Here is an 18,973-nt window from a genome sequence, read left to right on the forward strand (position 1 = left end):
TCGCAGGGCAAGGCCCGTGGAGAAGGCGCAGCCGGCGGCGATGCGCCGGGCGACGGGCGCGCGCCGGCTTTTCCGGTGGCGGTCCGGTTCCGCCGGCACGCCGCCGCGGAAGGGGGCGCGCGCAGGCGGCGAGAGCGAGGGGGATCGTCGGGTCTTCAAGAGGCCTTGCCGGCGAAGCCGTCCTGGTAGCGCTTGAACAGCGCCATCATCTCGCGGGCATAGTCTTCCTGCATGCGACGCCCGTCGCGGGCCATCGCCTCCAGGATCGGCGGCGCGCCCTCGCCGGTCTCGTCCTCGGCCGGCTTTGCTGCCGGGGCGGGGTCCGGCGTCTTTCTCGCCTCGGCGGGCGCGGCGGCCTTCGGCCCGGCGGACTCTTCCGTGGAGAGGCCGCGCGAGAAGCCGTCGAGCATGGCGGTCAGCGGCAGGAAGGGGTCGAAGCTCTCCAGCGAGGGCGCGATCGTCGTCTCGCGCCGGGGCGCCGGCGCGGGGGGGCGGGCGCCGGCGGTGGGCGGCAGCCAGGGCAGGCCGCCCTTCAGCGTGCCGGCGAAGATCTTCTCGAGCGTGTCGGAGGCGAAGAGCCCGCCCGGCTGCGGCCGCCGCTGGTCGGAGGGGCGGCCCATCGCCTCCACCGCGTTCGCCCCGCGCCGCATCATCTCGGCGATGGCGCCGGGATAGTCGCCCTCCAGGAGGCCGGCGGGCTGGTTGCGCGCCATGTTCGCCATCATCATGCCGAGCATGGCCTGCACGGTCATCAGCGACAGGTTCTGCATCAGCTTCTCGACGACGTCCGGCGCGATGCCGCAGGCGACCGAGGCCTGGCGCGCGACGGCCGAGGAGAGGCCCTGCGAGCCGAACAGGGTCTCGGAAAGGCCCGAGCCGACATCGACGCGGCTGTCGTTCATCAGCGGCACGAAGCGGCGCCAGAGCTCGGACCAGGCGAAGGGATCGTTCATCGCCTTCTGCAGGGCGATACTGTAGGCCGGCGCCAGCGCCTCCGTCGTGCGGCGCATCTCCTCGTGACTCAGCCGGTAGAAGCTCGCCAGCCGGTCGGCCGCAAGTCCGGAATCGGTCGCCGTCAGCCAGTCGAAGAAATCGGTCATCGCATCCGCCCGGAGGCCGCCCCGTCGCAGCCGGCCCGCCCGGTGAGAATGGACCGGGGCGGCCGGTCTGCCAAGCCTCTGACATGCGATCGTCCGGCGATTCGGCAACCGTCGCAGGCGATTTTGGGGGATCGGGCGGCTTTCGCCGCCGCGAAAAGCCGCCCGCGCGGCCTTCAGAAGGCCAGGTGATCGAAGACGCGGGCCATCGAGCGCTCCCACTGCGTCTCGTAGAGGCGCACCAGTTCCTCGGCCGAGGTCGTGCCGCGCGCCAGCGCCTCCTCGAGCGGGGCGAGGAAATGGCTCTCGTCGTCGCCGTCCTCGTTGAGGAGCGCGCGGGCGGCGAGCCCCTTGCGCGAGAGCGCCACCGCCTCGCGGGCGAGATCCAGCACGCGCCCGTCGCGGAAGGGCGTGGCGAAGCCCTTCTCCGGCACGCCGTCGCGCAAGGCCTGCACCTCCTCGAAGCTCCAGTCGGCCGTCATCGCCTCGGCCGCCGCGAGGGTCGCCTCGTCGTAGAGAAGGCCCACCCAGAAGGCCGGCAGGGCGCAGATGCGCCGCCACGGGCCGCCGTCGGCGCCGCGCATCTCCAGGAAGCGCTTCAGCCGCACGTCGGGGAAGAGGGTGGAGAGATGGTTCGTCCAGTCGCCGAGCGTCGGCTCGGGATCCTCGATCCGCCCCGTCAGCGCCCCGTCCATGAACTGGCGGAAGGTGACGTCCGTCGCCTGGTTGTAGCGCCCGCCGCGCGTGACGAAATACATCGGCACGTCGAGCGCCCAGTCGACATAGTCGCGATAGCCGAAACCCGCCTCGAAGGCGAAGGGCAGGAGGCCCGAGCGCTGGTTGTCGACGTCCTTCCAGACCTCCGAGCGCCAGGAGACGAGCCCGTTCGGCCGCCCCTCGGTGAAGGGGGAATTGGCGAAGAGGGCGGTCGCGATCGGCTGCAGGCGCATGCCGACGCGCATCTTGCGGGCCATGTCGGCCTCGCTGGAGAAGTCGAGATTGACCTGGATCGTCGTGGTGCGGAACATCATGTCGAGCCCGCGCGTGCCGACCTGCGGCATGTAGCGTTCCATGATGGCGTAGCGCGACTTGGGCATGCGCGGCGTCTCGGCGAGCGTCCAGGAGGGCGAGGCGCCGAGGCCGAGGAAGCCGATGCCCAGATCCTTGGCCACCGCCCGCACGTCGGCCAGATGCCGGTTCGATTCGACGCAGGTCTCGTGCAGGGTGGCGAGCGGGGCGCCCGAGAGTTCGAACTGGCCCCCCGGCTCCAGCGAGATCGCGCCCTGGCCGTCGGGCCCGGCGAGCCCGATGATGCGGTCCGCGTCCACGATCGGCTCCCAGCCGGTGATCGCCTGCATCCCCGTCAGGAGCTTCTCGATCCCGCGCTCGCCCTCGTAGGGCACCGGCGACAGGTCCTCCCGGTAGAAGGGGAACTTCTCGTGCTCCGTGCCGATCCTGAACTGCGAGGCGGGCTTCTCGCCGGCCCGGATATGGGCGGTGAGGTCCTCGATCGAGGAGATCGGCGTCAGGTCCGTCGTGTCGCGTGCCATTCCAAATCCTAACGCGGGCGCATCTGGCGAAGGGCGGATGCGGGTCGTCTCCCGGCGCGAGGTGCCCGGTTTTCTCCCGTCCCGCAAGATGCCCGAGGCGCGGCGAGGTCTCGCGCCCCGAAACGGGCCGTCAACGCGGCGCCGTCCAATCCCCGAGCGTGGCCTGCACGAGCGCGAGCGCGGCGACCGCCGCCGTGTCGGCGCGCAGGATGCGGGGGCCGAGCGACAGGACGGTGACGAAGGGTCGCGCCTTCAGCATCGCGCGCTCGGACGCCGAGAAGCCGCCCTCGGGGCCGACGAGAAGGGCGAGCGGCCCCGGCGCCGTCGCGCGCAGCGTCTCGACCGGGCTCTGCGCGTCCTCGCGCTCGTCGCAGAAGAACAGGCGGCGGTCCGCGTCCCAGCCCGACAGCAGCGCCTCCAGCCGCACCGGCTCGCGGCAGTCCGGCAGGGTCAGGATGCCGCACTGCTCGGCGGCCTCGATCGCGTTGGCGCGCATGCGGTCCGTGTTGAGGCGCGAGGCCTGCACGTGCTGCGTCATCACCGGCTGCAGCGTGCCGGCGCCCATCTCCACCGCCTTCTGCACCATGTAGTCGAGCCGCGCGTGCTTGAGCGGCGCGAAGAGGTAATGGAGATCGGCCGAAGCGCTCTGCGCGCGCGTGCGCCGCTCGGGCACGAGGTCGAGCTTCTTCTTGGCCGGCTTGTCGAGCCTCGCGCTCCATTCGCCGTCGCGGCCGTTGAAGACCAGAACGCGGTCGTCCTGCGACAGGCGCAGCACGTTGAGGAGATAGTTCGCCTGCACCGGCGTCGCGGCCACGGGCAGGCCTTCGGCGAGCGCGGCGTCGAGGAAGAGGCGGGTGGCGGAAAAATCGTGGGTAGCCATCGTTTCGAACCCTCCCGCGGCGCGCCCCGTGCGAAACCTTCGCGTCGCGCCTTCCGTTGTCACGGCGAAACAGCAAGGGCAAGGACGGACCCCATGGATCTCCTCATCCGCGACCGCGTCGCGATCGTCACGGGCGCCACCGGCGGCATGGGCTTCGCCACCGCGCGGCTTCTCGCCGAGGAGGGCGCAAGGCTCGTCCTGACCGACCGGACGGTGGACCAGCTGACGGCGGACGCGCGCGAACTTCCCGCCGAGACCCATGTCGTCGCCGCCGACATGCTGCATCAGGCACAGGTCGACCGGGTGGTGGAGGAGGCCGTCTCGCGCTTCGGCAAGCTCGACATCGTCGTCCACACATGCGGGATCACCGGCGCCAAGGGCGACCCGATCGCCATGAGCGACGACGACTATCGGGAGGCCTACGAGACCGACTTCCTCTCGGCCGTGCGCATGGCCCGCGCGGCGCTGCCGCAGATGAGGAAGGGCGGCTGGGGCCGCTTCGTCTGCGTCACGTCCGAGAACGCCGTCCAGCCCTATTGGGAGGAGGCGACCTACAACACGGCCAAGGCCGCGCTTGCCGCCTTCATGAAGGGCCTCTCCTACCGCTCGGCCGAGGACGGCATCCTCGTCAACACCGTGGCGCCCGCCTTCATCGCCACCGGCATGACCGACGGGATGATGCGCGAGCGCGCCAGGGAGCGCGGCACGTCCTTCGAGGAGGCGATCGAGAGCTTCCTGGAGGAGGAGCGTCCGGGCATCTCGCTGAAGCGGCGGGGCCGGGCGGAGGAGGTGGCCGCGGCCATCGCGCTCCTGTGCTCGGAGCGCGCCTCCTTCATCAACGGCACGAATCTTCGCGTCGACGGGGGCTCGGTCCTGTCGGTCCAGAGCTGAGGAGAGGCGCCCGGACGATGCGGCGCGGAGCGGCGCCGCATCGTCGCCCCGTCAGCGCTCTTCGGGCAGGAGCGGCACCGTCGGGTCGGCGTCGGCGAGCGGCTCCTCGCTGGTCTCGTCGACGCCCGCCACGTTCTCCATCGTGGTGTCCGTGCCCTCGGCCTGCTCCACCCCTTCCTCCGCCGCCCGTTCGGGGCGGCCGGGCAGGCGGGGGCCGTCGGGGACGGGGCCGGGCTTCGGGGGGTGGTCGGTCATCGTTGGCGCCTCCTCGGGTTCGGGAGGGCAACGACGCCGGCGTGCCGCCCGTTCCCGGCGCCGCGGATCAGGCGAGCGCGGCCTCCAGCGCGCGGGCGTAGATCACGGCGTCCTCGTCGGTGAAGCAGCACAGGACGATGCGCTCGAACCCCCGCGCGGCCAGCGCCTCGCGCGTGGCGATTTCGGCGGCGCGAGCCTTCGGGAAGCCGTAGACGCCCGTGGAGATGGCGGGAAAGGCGATGGATGTCAGGCCCTTCTCGGCGGCGCGCGCGAAGGCGCTGCGATAGGCCGAGGCGAGGTCGCGATCCTCGTTGCGCCCGCCGCCTTCCCAGACCGGACCGACGGCGTGGATCACGTGGCGGGCCCGCAGCTCGTAGCCGTGGGTGATCTTCGCCTCGCCCGTCCGGCACCCGCCGAGCGTCAGGCATTCCTCGTAGAGGCGGGGACCGGCCGCCCGGTGGATCGCCCCGTCGACGCCGCCCCCGCCCAGAAGCGAGCCGTTCGCCGCGTTGACGATCGCGTCGAGCCGCAGACGCGTGATGTCGCCGACCACCACTTCCAGCACCGTGCCGTGCTCCAGCACTCGTCTCAACACCGCCTCCCCGCGTCGTTGCATCGCCCTGCCATGCCTGGAAGCGGAGCATGGCCCGAGAGGCTGTCGCTTCCAAGCCGCAGATTGCGGCGGCGCCTACGCGCGCGCGCGGCGCGAACCATGGCGCGGGCGCGAAAAGCAATTTCGCTCGCCTGCGCGATGGGGTAGCAAGGCCCGTCGCCGGGAGGGCGGCACGGGAGACGACACATGAACCGCATGACGCTCGGGCCGGGCTCGCTGGAGCGATTCGCGACCGATCCGCGCAGGGCCGCCGTGCTGGGGGAGCTGCACGCGCGCCCGTTCCCGCTGCTCAAGCTGCCGCGGGCCGTGGTGGTCCTCGCCTTCATGACGCAGGACCAGGGCGAGGGCGACATCGCGCTCCTCTCCAAGATGAGCGTGCAGCGCGGCGTGCCGCCGCCGGTGCCCGAGGCCCGCACGCATTCCTTCGCCTTCGGCAAGGGCAAGCTGCGCTGGGAGCGCCACTCGGAATTCTCCACCTATTCGTGGGAAGGCCCCCCGCCCGAGCGCTTCGGCGCGGCCGTGGAGGGGCATCCGTTCGGCGCCGAGTTCGCCGCGCCCGGGCCGATGATCGCGGGCGTGCATCTGGAACTGCGCGCGAGCGACCCGGAGGGCGAGGCGGGGCTCGAGATCTTCGACAAGACGAGCCTGTGCCATTCGATGATGGACGGCGGGCTGGCCGAGGCGGCGACGGACTTCCGCCAGGACGCGGACGGGCTGACGCGCATTCTCGTCCTCGACCGCGGCCTGTCGCCCCAGCGCGCCGGCGCGCTCGCCATGCGCCTCGTGGAGATCGAGCTCTACCGCACGCTGGCGCTGCTCGGCCTGCCGCTCGCCCAGTCCATCGCGCCGGCCGTGGGCGCGCTGGAATCGCGCCTCATGACCATCGCGCAGGAGATGATGGACGGGGCCGAGGACAGCCGCGAACTCCTGCAGGAGATCACCCGCGCCGCGGCCGAGGCGGAGGCCTCCGCGGCCTCCGTCCTCTACCGCTTCGGCGCGAGCCGCGCCTATGACGACATCGTGCGCGAGCGCCTCGTGGCCGTGGGCGAGCAGCCGATCCTCGGCAAGGAGAGCTGGAGCGCCTTCCTCAAGCGGCGCATGGCGCCGGCCATGCGCACCTGCCAGGCGCTGGAGGACCGGCAGGAGGCGGTCTCGGCCAAGCTCGGCCGGGCGGCCAACCTCCTGCGCACGCGCATCGACGTGGAGCTGGAGCACCAGAATCGCGATCTCCTGGCCTCCATGGACCGGCGCGCCCGCCTGCAGCTGCGGCTGCAGCAGACGGTGGAGGGCCTGTCGGTCGCGGCCATCGCCTATTACGTCGTCGGGCTCTTCGGCTATCTGGCCAAGGCCGCCGAACACGAGGGCTTTCCCATCTCCTCGCCGGTCCTCATCGCCGGCTTCGTGCCGGTGGCGCTGCTCGGCGTCTGGTTCGTCGTCCATCGCATCCGCCACCACCACATGCGCCGCGCCGGCGACGGCCACTGAGGCGAAGGTCTAGGGGGCCCGTCCTTTACGGGCCCCGGCCGGGGGCTTACCTTCGGGCGATACAGGGAGAATCGCCATGACGATCGCCATGCCCAAGCCCTCGCAGGCCGTGCTGTCGCGCCGGGCCGAGATCGTGGCGGCGCTCAAGGCGATCGTGCCGGGCGAGGGCGTCGTCGACGCCTCGAACGAGATGGCCGTCTTCGAGAGCGACGGGCTCACCGCCTATCGCCAGCTGCCGCTCGTCGTCGTTCTGCCGAAGACGGTGGCCGAGGTCGCCGCCATCCTGAAATATTGCCACGCCAACGAGATCCCCGTCGTGCCGCGCGGCTCGGGCACCTCGCTCTCGGGCGGCGCGCTGCCGCTGCAGGACGGGGTGCTGCTCGTCCTCTCCAGGTTCAACAAGGTGCTAGAGATCGACTTCGACAACCGCTGCGCCGTGGTGCAGCCGGGCGTCACCAATCTCGGCATCACCAGGGCGGTGGAGCATCGCGGCTTCTACTACGCGCCCGATCCCTCCTCGCAGATCGCCTGCTCGATCGGGGGCAACGTCGCGGAGAATTCGGGCGGCGTGCACTGCCTGAAATACGGGCTCACCTCCAACAACGTCATCGGCGTCGAGTTCGTCACGATCGAGGGCGAGGTGATGCGCCTCGGCGGCAAGCATCTCGATTCGGAAGGCTATGATCTCCTCGGCCTGATGACGGGCTCGGAAGGGCTGCTCGGCGTCGTCACGGAGGTCACCGTGCGCATCCTGCAGGCGCCCGAGACCGCGCGCGCGCTCCTCATCGGCTTCCCCACCTCCGAACAGGCCGGGGCCTGCGTCGCCCGGATCATCGCCGAGGGCATCATCCCCGGCGGCATGGAGATGATGGACCGGCCGGCGATCCACGCGGCGGAGGCCTTCGTCAATGCCGGCTATCCGCTCGACGTCGAGGCGCTCCTGATCGTCGAGCTCGACGGGCCGAAGGCCGAGGTCGACCATCTCATCGCCGCCGTCGAGACGATCGCCACCGCCAACGGCGCGACGACCGCCCGCATCTCCCATTCCGACGAGGAGCGCGCCGCCTTCTGGGCCGGGCGCAAGGCGGCCTTCCCCGCCGTCGGGCGCATCTCCCCCGACTATTACTGCATGGACGGCACGATCCCGCGCAAGGAACTGCCGAAGGTGCTGGCCGGCATGAAGGCCCTGTCGGAGAAATACGGTCTGGGCGTCGCCAACGTCTTCCATGCCGGCGACGGCAACCTGCATCCGCTCATCCTCTACGACGCCAACAAGAAGGGCGAGCTGAACCGGGCCGAATCCTTCGGCAACGACATCCTGCGCCTCTGCGTGGAGGTGGGCGGCGTGCTGACCGGCGAGCACGGGGTGGGCGTGGAGAAGCGCGACCTCATGCCCGAGATGTTCTCCGAGGACGACCTGAAGCATCAGCAGCGCGTCAAATGCGCCTTCGACGCCAAGCATCTCCTCAATCCCGGCAAGGTCTTCCCCGTCCTCCACCGCTGCGCCGAACTCGGCCGCATGCATGTCCACAAGGGCGAGGTCGCCTTTCCCGACCTGCCGCGCTTCTAGGGGCGGGAGATGGGTCGCCTCGGATCGTCCTTCTGCAACCGTCGCTGCGTCGACACAGGTCGGGGCAACGCCGCGCCATGAGCCTTGCGAATTCGTCTCCGCTGGAAACGGTCTATCGCCCGCGCGGCGTCGAAGAGGTGCGCGACATCGTCGCCGCCTCCGTCTCGGCCGGCGAGCCGCTCAGCGTCGAGGGCACGGGTTCCAAGCGCGGCCTCGGCCGGCCGGTCCAGGCGGCGCGCACGCTGTCCCTGTCGGCGATGAGCGGCGTCACGCTCTACGAGCCGGAGGAACTGGTTCTCTCGGCCAGGGCCGGCACGCCGATCGCCGAGATCGAGGCGCTGGTGGACGCGAACCGCCAGCGGCTCGAATTCGAGCCGATGGATCTCGGGCCGCTGTTCGGCCGGCCGCAAGGCGAGGGCACGCTCGGCGGCGTGGTCTCCTGCAACCTGTCGGGCCCGCGCCGCCTGAAGCAGGGCGCGGCGCGCGACCACGTGCTCGGCCTCACCGCCGTGTCCGGGCGCGCGGAGATCTTCAAGGCCGGCGGGCGCGTGGTGAAGAACGTCACCGGCTACGATCTCTCGAAGGGGCTGACGGGCTCCTTCGGCACGCTCGCCGTCCTCACCGACATCACGATCAAGGTCCTGCCGAAGGCGCAGACGGAGACGACGCTCGTCCTGCGCGGGCTGTCCGAGGAGGAGGCGGCCGGCGCGATGGCCGCGGCCATGGGCTCGCCGGCCGAGGTCTCGGGCGCCGCGCATCTGCCGGCCCATGTCGCCGCCCGGGTCGCGTCCGGCGCGCTCGGCCGCGAATCCGCCACGGCCATCCGGCTCGAAGGGTTCGGCCCCTCGGTCGCCGCGCGCGCCGAGCATCTGGGCAAGGCGCTCGGCAAGGTGGCGCCGCTGGAGCGCCTGGAAGGCGAGGCCTCGCAGGCGCTCTGGCGCGACATCCGCGACGTGCGCCCCTTCGCCGACGGCACGCAGCGCCCGGTCTGGCGCATCTCCTGCACGCCGACGCGCGGCCATGAGATCGTCATGGCGCTGCGCATGGCGGCGGCGGCGGAAGCCTTCTACGACTGGCAGGGCGGCCTCGTCTGGCTGCGCCTCGACGGCGATCCGGAAGCGGCGGCCGTGCGCGAGGCCGTGCGCCGCCACGGCGGCGGCCACGCGATGCTGGTGCGCGCGGCGGACGGCCTTCGCGCGGCGGCCGACGTCTTCCACCCCCAGCCCGCCCCGCTCGCCGCGCTGTCCCGGCGGCTGAAGGAGCAGTTCGACCCCGCGGGCGTGCTCAATCCGGGCCGGATGGGATGAGGGACGAGGCGATGGCGATCGAGCCGAAGGATGTGATGAGTTGCGATCCTGGCGTGGTTTCCGGGGCCGTGGTCTTCAGGGGGACGCGCGTATCGGTGGACGCGCTGTTCGACAATCTCGCAGACGGAATGTCTCTCGGCGACTTCTTCGAGTGCTTCCCAACCGTTCAGCCCTGGCAGGTGGAAGAGGCGCTGATGCTCGCCAAGCGCGAGATCATCGGCGCCATGAAAGTTTCTTCGGACGGGAAGGCGCTTGCAAGTGCGTGAGGATTACCCGGCCTGGCTCCAGGCCCAGGCCTATGCCGACAACACCTGTCAAGCTCAGATCCAGCGCATCCGGAAGGTGGAAGACGCCTATGGCGATCTGGCCCAACGGCAGATCGACCAGGGCTACGACGTGCTGATCGGCGAGCTGACCTACAGCCTCGCCGACGAGCGATCGGGCAAGCCCAATCCCTCGCGCATCCGCATCGAGGGAAACATCCGGAACGGCCTGCAATCCTACAAGAGCGCGGTCGTGCGGTATCGGACGTTCCTGACGCAGACGCGGGAAGCGTCCGTCATTCTCGAACCGTCGCCGATGCCGGCGATCCGGCCTGTGCCGGCCGACGACCCGTTGCTGCAGAAATTCTCCCTGGAACGCGACATGCAGGCCTCGCTGCGACGCCATGTCGGTTTCCTCGAGGAAGGACTGCGCGTCGTCGACGACGGCGCCGAACGATCGGTGGAGACCGGCTTCATCGACATCACCTGTCGGGACCGCGACGACAGGCTCGTGGTCGTCGAACTCAAGGCCGGGACGGCCGACAACCGGGCGATCGGGCAGATCCTCGGCTACATGGGCGACCTCGGCCGGGAAGAGAACTCCAACGACATCCGGGGCCTCCTCGTGGCTCATGCCTTCGACAAGCGGACGCGATCCGCAGCACGCATGCTTCCGAACGTGACCCTGGTGCGCTACGCCTTACGGTTCGCGTTCGAGGTTGAGGAATAGCGCCGATGCAGACCTCCTTCACGCCCGCCCAGCTCGCCAAGCCCGATCTCGCCGATTCCGAGCAGATCATCCGCAAATGCGTGCATTGCGGCTTCTGCACCGCGACCTGCCCGACCTATGTCACGCTCGGCAACGAGCTCGACAGTCCGCGCGGCCGCATCTACCTCATCAAGGAGATGCTGGAGAACGACCGCCCGGCCGACGAGAAGGTCGTCACCCATATCGACCGCTGCCTCTCCTGCCTCGCCTGCATGACGACCTGCCCGTCCGGCGTGAACTACATGCATCTCGTCGACCACGCGCGCGTGCATATCGAGAAGACTTACAGGCGCCCGCTCCTCGACCGGCTGATCCGGCAGGTCCTGGCGATGGTTCTGCCCTATCCCGGCCGCTTCCGGGCAAGCCTGACGCTGGCGCGCCTCGCCCGTCCGCTCGCCGGCGCCTTCGACGCGGTGAAGCCGCTGCGCCCGCTCGCCGCCATGCTGCGGCTCGCCCCGCGCGCCGTGCCGGCGGCCTCGCCGGTCGACCGGCCGGCCTCGCACCGGCCGCAGGGACAGAGGCGCGGGCGCGTGGCGCTCTTGCGCGGCTGTGCGCAGTCGGTGCTCGACCCGAAGATCAACGAGGCGACTGTGCGCCTCCTCACGCGGCTCGGCGTCGAGGTGGTGGTGCCGAAGGGGGAGGGCTGCTGCGGCGCGCTCGTCCACCATATGGGCCGCGAGGACGACGCGCTCGATTTCGCCCGGCGCAATGTCGACGTCTGGGCGAAGGCGGCCGACGAGGGTGGGCTCGACGCCATCGTCATCACCGCCTCCGGCTGCGGCACCACGATCAAGGACTACGGCTTCATGCTGCGGCTCGACCCCGCCTATGCGCAGAAGGCCGCCCGCGTCTCGGCGCTCGCCAAGGACGTGACCGAATATCTCGCCGCGCTCGACCTGCCGGTGCCCGCGAACCCGACCGATCTTCGCGTCGCCTATCATTCCGCCTGCTCGATGCAGCACGGGCAGAAGATCGTGAAGGCGCCGAAAGTGCTTCTGGCGGAGGCCGGCTTCACCGTGCGGGACGTGCCGGAGGGGCATCTGTGCTGCGGCTCGGCCGGCACCTACAACATCCTCCAGCCCGAGATCGCCGGCCAGCTGCGCGACCGCAAGGTGCGCAATATCGAGAGCGTGACGCCGCAGGTGATCGCCACCGGCAATATCGGCTGCATGACGCAGATCGGCGGCGGCACCGCCATTCCCGTCCTCCACACGGTGGAGCTTCTGGACTGGGCCTTCGGCGGCGAGAAGCCGGCACGCCTGTCCGGCATCGAGCCCGAAGGGTCCCCGGCGCTCGTCGCGGCGGAGTAGTGGTTCCGGGTGCGGAGCGCCGGCCGGGCGCCCCGCCTCTTTCGCCGTCAGTTGCCGAAGATCGTCTCCAGGAGGCCGCGACGCACGGGGCCGAGATCGGCATAGAGGCCGCTCGCCGTCTCGCGCGGGCCGACGACGATGACCTTGGTGCCGGAGGGCACGCGGCCATAGAGGTGCTCCACGTCCTCGTTCATCATGCGGATGCAGCCCGAGGACATTTCGTGGCCGATCGTCCAGGGCTGGTTGGTGCCGTGGATGCGGAACATGGAATCGCGCCCGCCGCGATAGAGATACATGGCGCGCGCGCCGAGCGGATTGCCGGGGCCGCCCGCCATGTAGGCCGGCAGGATGCGGCCCTTGGCGCGCTCGCGCACCACCATGGCGGCCGGCGGCGTCCAGCCCGGCCATTCGGCCTTGCGCCCGACGCTCATGCGGCCCGACCAGCCGAAGCCCTCCTTGCCGACGCCCACGCCGTAGCGCGTCGCCGTGCCGCCCGGCTCGACGAAGTAGAGATACTTGCGCCGCGAATCGACGATGATCGTGCCCGGCGCCTCGGCGGTCCGCAGCTTCACCTGCCGGCGCATGAATTCGGGCGCGGGCTTGCGCTTCATCAGCTGGCGCTCGGCCGGCGTCATGCCGGTGACAGCGGCCTGATAGCCGAAGCCGCGCGTCTCCTGGGCCTGCGCGCCGCCGCAGAGGCCGAGCCCCAGGATCGCCGCGGCCAGAATGGTCCTCATCGTCATGTCGTCCCTCTCCCTCGCAAGGCCGCGCCCTGGCGCCAGACCTCCCGGCCAGAAGGCCGGTCCCCGTTCCGTTCGTGGGCCCGCGCCGCCCCGGCGCGAGTCTTCGGCGTCGTGCTCAGCGCACGGTGACGCGGGTGCCGACCTTCACCCGCTCGTAGAGGTCGGTCACGTCCTCGTTGCGCATGCGGATGCAGCCGGAGGAGACGGCCGAGCCGATCGTCCAGGGCTGGTTGGTGCCGTGGATGCGGTAGAGCGTGGAGCCGAGATAGAGCGCGCGGGCGCCGAGCGGGTTCGCCTCGCCGCCGTCCATGCGCACCGGCAGGATGCGGCCCTTGGCGCGTTCGCGCGCCCGCATCTGCGCGGGCGGCGTCCAGGAGGGCCACTCGGCCTTGCGGGTGATGGCGTGCGAGCCCTTCCAGGCGAAGCCCGGCTTGCCGACGCCGACCCCGTAGCGCCGCGCCATGCCGTTCTTGCCGACATGGTAGAGGAACTTCGCCCGCGTATCGATGACGATCGTGCCGGGCTTGCCGTCGTAGGGCACGTCCTGCGGCAGGAAGACGGGGTCGATCTCGCGCTGCGGGCTGACGGCGCGGGGCGCGCGCACGGCCTGCCGGGGACCGCCGACGACGTAGCCCGCGCTCATGCCCGGCACGATGCGCTGCTGCTGCTGCAGGCGCTGCGGCTGCTGCACCACGGTGCCCTGGCCCATGAGCGGCACGTAGCTCGGCCGGCCGCCGCCCGAGCGCCGGTCGACCCGCATCATGGGCTGGGCGATGACCTGGCCGGCGACGCGCTGCGGCCGGGCATCGGCGCGCGCAGCGCCGGAGCCCGGCGAGAGCTGCAGCGTCCATTCCGCCTGGAGGCCCGGCGAGACCTCCACCGGCGGCAGCGTGCCGTAGCGCGCCTGCGCCAGGGTTCCGCTCGTCGTTCCGCCGAGGGAGGCGAGGAGCGCGGCGATGGCGAGGCCGGCCGTCTTCGTGAAGCGCATGACAGTTCCCCGAATGGAAAAGACCCGGCTCCGGGAGCGGGTCGCAGGGTGTCGAGACTGCGGCCAAAGCCCGACGGAATGGTGAATCGGGCGTCCTTCTCAGGCAAGCCGCCGGAAGAACTATTCTTAAGGTAAACGATGCGTTTCACCGCAAGGTTGTGCCGGTCGCGTCCGACCTCGCTTCGGCGGATACAGCGGAAGGTGACCCTGAGGAAAGTCTGCAACAGTTCGGAAAGTATAAGAAATAGGCATTGCGGGCGGACGCACGAAATGTAGGCTGCCTTCACCGGACGCAGGAGCCGGACGAGGGCGGGCGAGACGATCCGCGAGACGGGGCGAAAACGCAGGAGAGGGCATGTCACGGCGGGCCGCCGGGAGGCGGGCGGCACGCGAGCGCCCATAACCGAGCCGCCAGGAGCGGCCCCCGAGCGAGACCCTTTCCATGATCGCCCTCACGCTGATCGTCTGCCTCAACGCCACGCCCGGCGACTGCCGCCCGGAAAAGGTGGCCTTCGAGGGATCCGTGCTGCAATGCGCCATGTTCGGCCAGGCGGCGGCCGCGCAATGGCTGACCGCCAAGCCGAAATGGCACCTGAAGAAATGGCGCTGCGACGGCCGCCCGCTCGACGACGCCTGACCGAGGCGGGCATGCGCCCGCGATCGCCTTCGCCCGGGGTGGGAAGAGAGGCGGCGTCGGCGCTTGACGCCCCGCTCTTGTCGTCGGCGCCACCGCAGCTCGGCTGCCTCCTTCTCCCGGGACGGGAGAAGGAGGCGCGTCATCGTTCGGGGCCTTCCCTGGGGCCGGCTTGCGGCGGCGCTTGCCTCCCGCCCGGGGCTCTGCCATCGACACGCCATGAGCGACGACCCAGCCCTTCCCGATCCCGCTGCCGCGCCGGGCCTCGCCCTTTCGCCCGACGGCCGTCATCGCTGCGCCTGGGGCGAGGGGAGCGAACTGTACCGCGCCTATCACGACGCGGAATGGGGCCGGCCGAGCGGTGACGACGACCGGCTCTTCGAGAAACTGTGCCTCGAAGGGTTTCAGGCGGGCCTCTCCTGGATCACGATCCTGCGCAAGCGCGAGGCCTTCCGCGAACGCTTCCACGGTTTCGCGGTGAGCCGCGTCGCCGCCATGGACGAGGCGGATGTCGAGCGCATCGTCGCGGATGCGCGCATCGTGCGCCACCGCGCCAAGATCGTCTCGGCGCTGAACAACGCCCGCCGCGTCGAGGCGCTGCGGCAGGAGACGGGTGCTTCCTTCGCCGCCTTTCTCTGGGCGCACGAGCCGCCGGCGGCCGAGCGTCCCGCCACCGTCACCGGTGCCTGGATGCGCGCCAACCCGGTGACGCCCGCGTCCGCGCGCCTGTCGAAGGCGCTGAAGGGGCGGGGCTTCAGCTTCGTCGGACCCACGACGGTCTACGCGTTCCTGCAGTCGATGGGCTTCGTGAACGACCATATCGAGGGCTGCTGCGCGCGGGGCCCGTGCGAGGCGGCCCGGGCGCGCTTCGTGCGGCCGCGCTAAAAGCGCGAGCGCCGCCGAACCGTCCGAGCGTCGGGTGACGCGCGCCGGGGGCGCCGAAGCCGACCCGATCCGCCGCCGGAAAACCCTTCCCATCGCCGCGCTCGCGCCGCTTCCGCCCGGCGAGGCCGATGGCACCGGCGTTGATTTTGCCGGTCGATCCGTTACGACGCGGACCAGACAAGACCGACATCCCCGCACAGACGAGCGATCCATGGCCCCGAAGAAGCCCTCCCGCGTCAAGGCGCGCAAGCCGCGCGGCTTCGTCGACCGCGACGCGCAGGACCTGCGCGCGCAAGGGAAGATGATGGACGTCATCCGCCGCGTCTACGAGACCTACGGGTTCGAGCCGGTGGAGACGCCGGTCTTCGAATATACCGACGCGCTCGGCAAGTTCCTGCCCGACAGTGACCGGCCCAACGAGGGCGTCTTCTCGCTGCAGGACGAGGACGAGGCGTGGATGAGCCTGCGCTACGACCTCACCGCGCCGCTCGCCCGCTATGTCGCGGAGAATTTCGAGGACCTGCCCAAGCCCTATCGCAGCTATCGCGCCGGCTATGTCTTCCGCAACGAGAAGCCGGGCCCGGGGCGCTTCCGCCAGTTCATGCAGTTCGACGCCGATATCGTCGGCGCGCCGAACGTCTCGGCCGATGCCGAGATGGCCATGATGATGGCCGACACGATGGAAGCGCTGGGCATAAAGCGCGGCGAGTACGTGATCCGCGTGAACAACCGCAAGGTGCTCGACGGCATGATGGAGGCGATCGGCCTCGGCGGCGAGGAGAATGCCGGGCGGCGGCTGAGCGTGCTGCGGGCGATCGACAAGCTGGACAAGTTCGGCGTCGAGGGTGTGCGGCTGCTGCTGGGCGAGGGTCGGCGGGACGAGAGCGGGGATTTCACGCCGGGTGCGCGGCTCGACGAGCCCGGCATTCAGCGAATCCTGTCCTATTTAGCGGTCGGAAAGCTGCTTTCAGTCGATCCATCGCGCAGTGTTTTCACCGATCCTGACCTGCGCAAAGCCGATTTCGCACAAGATCAGAACCTACCGACACTTGTTGCAGCGCTTCGCCACTCCGTCGAAGGATCCACAGGAGGGCAGCAAGGGGTCGAGGAGTTGGCTTCGATAGGCGAGATGATATCCGTTGCGGGATACAATGGTCGCATCCGCATCGACCCCTCCGTCGTCCGCGGCCTCGAATACTATACCGGCCCCGTCTTCGAGGCCGAACTCCTTTTCGACGTGCCCAACGAGAAGGGCCAGAAGGTGCAGTTCGGCTCGGTCGGCGGCGGCGGGCGCTATGATGGGCTCGTCTCGCGCTTCATGAGCCAGCCCGTGCCCGCGACGGGCTTTTCCATCGGCGTCTCCCGCCTGATGACGGCCCTGAAGAATCTCGGCCGGCTGGAGGACGAGGCGCCGTCCGGCCCCGTCGTCGTCACCGTCATGGATCGCGACCGCATGGCCGACTATCAGGCCATGGCGACCAAGCTGCGGACGGCTCTCAACAAGCCCGGCCAGCCCGTCGTCCCCGTCGAGGTCTTCCAGGGCAACCCGAAGCAATTCGGCAAGCAGCTCCAATATGCCGACCGGCGCGGCGCGCCCGTCGTCGTCATCCAGGGCGGCGACGAGAAGGCGGCGGGCAAGGTGCAGGTGAAGGATCTGGCGCTCGGCAAGGAACTCTCCGCCGGCGTCGAGGACAATGCCGAATGGCGCGAGATGCGCGCCGGCCAGGAGCTCGTGGACGAGGCCGATCTTGTGTCCGCCGTCGAGGCGATCCTGTCGCGCACGGCCGGACACACGTGAGCATGGCCGCCCGCCCCGCCTTGCGTCCCGACGGATCGACCGGCGCCGACCCGCTCGGCGCCTTCTTCGACGCGCGCGGCGCGGTGCGCGTGGAGACGCCCATCCTCCAGCCGGCCGACCCCTATCTCGACACGGCGGGCGAGGCCTTCCGGCGCCGCATCTTCCTCACGCGCGGCGAGGGCGGCGAGGCGCTGTGCCTGCGGCCCGACTTCACCATTCCCGTCTGCATCGCCCATATCGCGGCCGGCGCCGGCCTGCCGCGCCGCTACGCCTATGACGGCACGATCTTCCGCCAGCGCGGCGACGGCGCCTCCGAGTTCCGGCAGGCCGGCATCGAGGATCTGGGCGATGCCGACCGCGCCGGGGCCGACGCGCGCGCGCTCGCCGCCGCCCTGGAGGCCATGGCGCTGCTCGGCCTCGACGGGGCGGGCCTGACGCTCGTCCTCGGCGATCAGGCGCTGTTCGAGGCCTTCCTGAAGGGCCTCGGCCTGCCCGCCGGCTGGCAGCGGCGTCTCGTGCGCACCTTCGGCCATGACGGGCTGCTCGAGCGGGCGCTGGGCGACCTGTCGCGCGGCGGCGACGCGGGGCTCGCCGGCATCGATCCGCACATCGCCGACCTTGCCCGGCAGGGCCGGCTGGAGGAGATCGCCGACGATCTCGACGCGCGCATGGAGGCGGCGGGCCTGCCCCCGCACCGCCGGCGCACCGGCGCCGAGATCGCCGCGCGCCTCGCCGAGAAGGTCGCCGACGCCGACACGCGGCTCGACGCGGGCGCGCTCGCCCAGCTGCGCGCCTTCCTGTCGATCGACTGCCCGCTCTCGCAGGCCGTGGCCGCGCTGAAGGCCTCGGCGAGCGGCGCCGGCGCGGGGCTCGGCACGGCGCTCGCCTTCTTCGAGGCGCGCAACGCGGCGCTGGAGCGCGCCGGGCTCGATCTGGCCGGGCTGCGCTACCGCGCCGCCTTCGGCCGCCCGATCGACTACTATACCGGCCTCGTCTTCGAGATCGCGCAAGGGGGCGGCGAGCCGCTCGCCGCCGGCGGGCGCTACGACCGGCTCGTCTCCTATCTGGGCGCGCGCGAGCCGATCCCGGCCGTCGGCTTCTCGGTCTGGATGGACCGCGCGGCGCTTGCGAAGGGAGCGGCCTGATGGGCGCGACGCTGGCCCTGCCCTCCAAGGGGCGGCTCAAGGAACAGTCGATCGCCGCGCTCGCGGGCGCCGGCATCACCGTGCATCCCGATGCCGACGCGCGCTCCTACCGCACGCGCGTGGAAGGCGCTGAAGGGCTGGAAGTGCTTCTCCTCTCGGCCTCCGAGATCGCGCGCGAACTGCGCGACGGGGCCATCGACTTCGGCGTGACCGGCGAGGATCTCCTGCGCGAATCCTGCCCGGTGATGGAGGAGAAGGTCGAGATCGTCGCCCGGCTCGGCTTCGGCCATGCCGACGTCATCGTCGCCGTGCCCGAGGCCTGGGTGGACGTGACGACGATGGAGGATCTCGCCGACGTCGCCGCCGGCTTCCGCGCCCGCCACGGGCGCCGCCTGCGCATCGCCACCAAATACTGGCGGCTGACGCAGAACCACTTCACCCGGCTCCACGGCATCCACTCCTACCGCATCGTGGAAAGCCTCGGCGCCACGGAGGGCGCGCCGGCGGCGGGCTCGGCCGACCTCATCGTCGACATCACCTCCACCGGCTCGACGCTGACGGCCAACCGCCTGCGCGTCCTCGACGACGGGCTGATCCTGTCGAGCGAGGCCTGCCTCGTCCGCTCGCTCGCCTCCGCGCGGCGCGGCGATGCCGTCGCCGAGGCGGTCATGGCGCGTTTCGCGAGATTGCCGGCCTGAACGGCGGCGGAGCGGCGCGAGACGCCCGAACGCGAAACGCCGCCGCCTTGCGGCGACGGCGTTGCAGGGTCTGGCTTTTGCGCCCGCACCCG

The 18,973-nt window shown here is 70.9% G+C and carries 19 protein-coding genes; 12 read left to right on the plus strand and 7 right to left on the minus strand.

Features of this window, described 5'->3' with window-relative positions; genetic code table 11:
• Positions 1 to 155: 155 nt before the first annotated feature.
• The 3 genes from ASG48_RS00295 to ASG48_RS00305 all read right to left on the minus strand — a co-directional run bounded on the left by ASG48_RS00295 (position 156) and on the right by ASG48_RS00305 (position 3,527).
• On the minus strand, positions 156 to 1,100 hold the full coding sequence (locus ASG48_RS00295; RefSeq protein ID WP_055843736.1) for a hypothetical protein: 945 nt from the start codon (positions 1,098 to 1,100) through the stop codon (positions 156 to 158).
• A 173-nt stretch (positions 1,101 to 1,273) separates the two neighbouring features.
• Entirely contained in the window at positions 1,274 to 2,647 is a 1,374-nt protein-coding gene (locus ASG48_RS00300) for a glutamate--cysteine ligase (protein WP_055843738.1), read from the minus strand.
• Between the two features lie 130 nt (positions 2,648 to 2,777).
• Positions 2,778 to 3,527: a 16S rRNA (uracil(1498)-N(3))-methyltransferase gene (locus tag ASG48_RS00305; protein ID WP_055843740.1), complete on the minus strand. Its 750-nt coding sequence runs from the start codon at positions 3,525 to 3,527 to the stop codon at positions 2,778 to 2,780.
• A gap of 93 nt (positions 3,528 to 3,620) precedes the next feature.
• On the opposite strand from ASG48_RS00305, the gene ASG48_RS00310 reads away from it, so the two are divergent.
• The gene (locus tag ASG48_RS00310) at positions 3,621 to 4,418 is read left to right on the plus strand and encodes an SDR family oxidoreductase (RefSeq protein WP_055843742.1); all 798 of its coding nucleotides are present in this window, start codon (positions 3,621 to 3,623) and stop codon (positions 4,416 to 4,418) included.
• A 51-nt stretch (positions 4,419 to 4,469) separates the two neighbouring features.
• Here ASG48_RS00310 and ASG48_RS00315 read toward each other — a convergent pair whose 3' ends face one another.
• A complete protein-coding gene (locus ASG48_RS00315) occupies positions 4,470 to 4,673 on the minus strand; it encodes a hypothetical protein (RefSeq protein WP_055843743.1) in 204 nt (67 codons plus the stop codon).
• A 67-nt stretch (positions 4,674 to 4,740) separates the two neighbouring features.
• Complete coding sequence (locus tag ASG48_RS00320; RefSeq protein ID WP_055843745.1) at positions 4,741 to 5,289, minus strand: O-acetyl-ADP-ribose deacetylase; 549 nt, start codon at positions 5,287 to 5,289, stop codon at positions 4,741 to 4,743.
• A 183-nt stretch (positions 5,290 to 5,472) separates the two neighbouring features.
• Between ASG48_RS00320 and ASG48_RS00325 the strand changes: the two genes are divergently transcribed.
• The 6 genes from ASG48_RS00325 (at position 5,473) to glcF (ending at position 11,990) form a co-directional block, all read left to right on the plus strand.
• Positions 5,473 to 6,771 (plus strand): DUF3422 domain-containing protein, encoded by a 1,299-nt coding sequence (locus ASG48_RS00325; protein ID WP_055843747.1) that lies wholly within the window; start codon positions 5,473 to 5,475, stop codon positions 6,769 to 6,771.
• Positions 6,772 to 6,847: 76 nt separating this feature from the next.
• Complete coding sequence (locus tag ASG48_RS00330; protein ID WP_055843749.1) at positions 6,848 to 8,341, plus strand: FAD-linked oxidase C-terminal domain-containing protein; 1,494 nt, start codon at positions 6,848 to 6,850, stop codon at positions 8,339 to 8,341.
• A gap of 77 nt (positions 8,342 to 8,418) precedes the next feature.
• The gene (gene glcE / locus ASG48_RS00335; protein ID WP_055843751.1) at positions 8,419 to 9,648 is read left to right on the plus strand and encodes a glycolate oxidase subunit GlcE; all 1,230 of its coding nucleotides are present in this window, start codon (positions 8,419 to 8,421) and stop codon (positions 9,646 to 9,648) included.
• 11 nt (positions 9,649 to 9,659) lie between these two features.
• A complete protein-coding gene (locus ASG48_RS00340; RefSeq protein WP_055845241.1) occupies positions 9,660 to 9,914 on the plus strand; it encodes a DUF433 domain-containing protein in 255 nt (84 codons plus the stop codon).
• Positions 9,907 to 10,641: an endonuclease NucS domain-containing protein gene (locus ASG48_RS00345; protein ID WP_055843753.1), complete on the plus strand. Its 735-nt coding sequence runs from the start codon at positions 9,907 to 9,909 to the stop codon at positions 10,639 to 10,641. Before ASG48_RS00340 ends, ASG48_RS00345 begins: the two co-directional genes overlap by 8 nt.
• A 5-nt stretch (positions 10,642 to 10,646) precedes the next feature.
• Positions 10,647 to 11,990 (plus strand): glycolate oxidase subunit GlcF, encoded by a 1,344-nt coding sequence (gene glcF, locus ASG48_RS00350; RefSeq protein WP_055843755.1) that lies wholly within the window; start codon positions 10,647 to 10,649, stop codon positions 11,988 to 11,990.
• Between the two features lie 47 nt (positions 11,991 to 12,037).
• On the opposite strand, the gene ASG48_RS00355 is transcribed toward glcF, so the two are convergent.
• Both ASG48_RS00355 and ASG48_RS00360 read right to left on the minus strand, forming a co-directional pair.
• Positions 12,038 to 12,625 carry a L,D-transpeptidase gene (locus ASG48_RS00355; protein WP_244486716.1) on the minus strand — a complete coding sequence of 196 codons (588 nt, stop codon included), beginning with the start codon at positions 12,623 to 12,625 and terminating at the stop codon, positions 12,038 to 12,040.
• 223 nt (positions 12,626 to 12,848) lie between these two features.
• Positions 12,849 to 13,721, minus strand: coding sequence for a L,D-transpeptidase (locus tag ASG48_RS00360; protein ID WP_055843758.1), 873 nt, complete (start codon positions 13,719 to 13,721; stop codon positions 12,849 to 12,851).
• A 442-nt stretch (positions 13,722 to 14,163) separates the two neighbouring features.
• On the opposite strand from ASG48_RS00360, the gene ASG48_RS00365 reads away from it, so the two are divergent.
• The 5 genes from ASG48_RS00365 (at position 14,164) to hisG (ending at position 18,881) form a co-directional block, all read left to right on the plus strand.
• Entirely contained in the window at positions 14,164 to 14,358 is a 195-nt protein-coding gene (locus ASG48_RS00365; RefSeq protein WP_055843759.1) for a hypothetical protein, read from the plus strand.
• A gap of 216 nt (positions 14,359 to 14,574) precedes the next feature.
• Entirely contained in the window at positions 14,575 to 15,240 is a 666-nt protein-coding gene (locus ASG48_RS00370) for a DNA-3-methyladenine glycosylase I (protein WP_055843760.1), read from the plus strand.
• A 211-nt stretch (positions 15,241 to 15,451) separates the two neighbouring features.
• Complete coding sequence (hisS, locus tag ASG48_RS00375; protein WP_055843761.1) at positions 15,452 to 17,038, plus strand: histidine--tRNA ligase; 1,587 nt, start codon at positions 15,452 to 15,454, stop codon at positions 17,036 to 17,038.
• Between the two features lie 2 nt (positions 17,039 to 17,040).
• A complete protein-coding gene (locus ASG48_RS00380) occupies positions 17,041 to 18,183 on the plus strand; it encodes an ATP phosphoribosyltransferase regulatory subunit (protein ID WP_082529142.1) in 1,143 nt (380 codons plus the stop codon).
• Positions 18,183 to 18,881: an ATP phosphoribosyltransferase gene (gene hisG, locus ASG48_RS00385; protein WP_055843764.1), complete on the plus strand. Its 699-nt coding sequence runs from the start codon at positions 18,183 to 18,185 to the stop codon at positions 18,879 to 18,881. Before ASG48_RS00380 ends, hisG begins: the two co-directional genes overlap by 1 nt.
• The last annotated feature ends 92 nt before the right edge of the window (positions 18,882 to 18,973 follow it).

The sequence above is a fragment of the Aurantimonas sp. Leaf443 genome (assembly GCF_001425575.1).
In the GTDB taxonomy this organism is placed as follows: Bacteria; Pseudomonadota; Alphaproteobacteria; order Rhizobiales; family Rhizobiaceae; genus Leaf443.